Source organism: Microcystis sp. M53603_WE2, assembly GCF_030065435.1.
In genome coordinates this window covers 1-1,219 of sequence record NZ_JASJFF010000251.1, presented here as the reverse complement: position 1 = coordinate 1,219, position 1,219 = coordinate 1, and the positions used below count along the sequence as shown (strand labels likewise).

1 protein-coding gene is annotated in these 1,219 nt (G+C 40.7%); it reads right to left on the bottom strand.

Going from position 1 to position 1,219, the window contains the following annotated elements:
- Positions 1–64 precede the first annotated feature (64 nt).
- Complete coding sequence (locus PX481_RS05435; RefSeq protein ID WP_002759581.1) at positions 65–832, bottom strand: GspE/PulE/PilB domain-containing protein; 768 nt, start codon at positions 830–832, stop codon at positions 65–67.
- Positions 833–1,219: the final 387 nt, after the last annotated feature.

Here is a 1,219-nt window from a genome sequence, read left to right as displayed (position 1 = left end):
TAGACCTCTTGCAAAAGTCTTAAGTCGATCCTTGTACAGCAACATTTTTGAAGATTATCAACTACTAATAAATAATTAACTGAAAGTCCCTCCCATTATTGTTTCTATCGTTTGTTTTCGGATTTATGCAAGAGGTCTTATTAACGACACTGACGATCGTCCCTTGATTCGCCTCTTGAATCAGCCCGAGATCCTCGTCGGCTAATTTGCAGTTGAGATGGGGGAGAGATTGGCCATCTTCAAAAAGGCCGGTTATGTCAACTATGGTCTCTAGCTCTTGTTCTTGGGGAAGAAAACGGCAAGATAGGGCTTTTTCTTGGCGATAACGATAGATTTCGACCAATTTCTGGTAATCTGCCCGATCGATGACACGACGTTCAAACTGCAATTCTTGATCCCGGAGGATACGACGTAAATCATCGAGAATTTCCTGATTAGCGGGATCCACCATGGCTAGGTGAAGGACATTGGCAGCGGATTGCTGTTTTTGTAGGGGCAGGATCTTATAACGACGGCAAATTTCAAAGGGAAGGACTGTGCGAAACAGATTCTCGATTTCTCTCCAGTCGATCGTCTCACTTTCAGGGTCAAGATATTCTACCCCATACTTGGCTTTTAATTTTGACAGTTGTTCGAGTCGGTAGTATGCCAGTGCCTCTTTGGGTAAAGGACGGCCGGTGATCAGGGGTAAAATTGCCCGTAGAGGCAGATGACTTTTCTGCTTCTCGATCATTGCCTTTTGTAGTTGCGGGATAGTGACATAACCCGATTGCACTAACTTTTGGGCAAAGGAAGGCAGCTTGGTCTGAAGTTTCTCGTTTGCTGATGACATGGAATAGAGCCAGTAAAGACTGTACAACCCACTACATCCCTTAGTATTCCCATTTTTTCACCGCAGCTAACAGGTAAAAGAAAATTTATCCCACTTTCCGCACTTCTTAACATTCAATTGATAATTTTTACTGATATTTTGCTTAAAACCCATTGCTAGTAGGGACTATAGCTACAATGATTGATTTTTCTCAAGGTGAAGAATTGTAATTTTTTTCTCAGAAAAAATCAATTATTGAAAATGTTCTCAATAGTAGTTTCTATGAAGCTTTTTCGTCAAAACATCTTGGGGAATGTAAAAATATATAGGCTCTTCGTTACCCTTTATGCTAAATCAACATACAAGATGCCAAGATAACATACTTCTAACCCAAAAATTCCGAAAGTT

Coding starts and splice junctions, on each gene's coding strand:
- PX481_RS05435 (WP_002759581.1), bottom strand. CDS start 832: ATGTCATCAGCAAACGAGAAACTTCAGACCAAGCTGCCTTCCTTTGCC.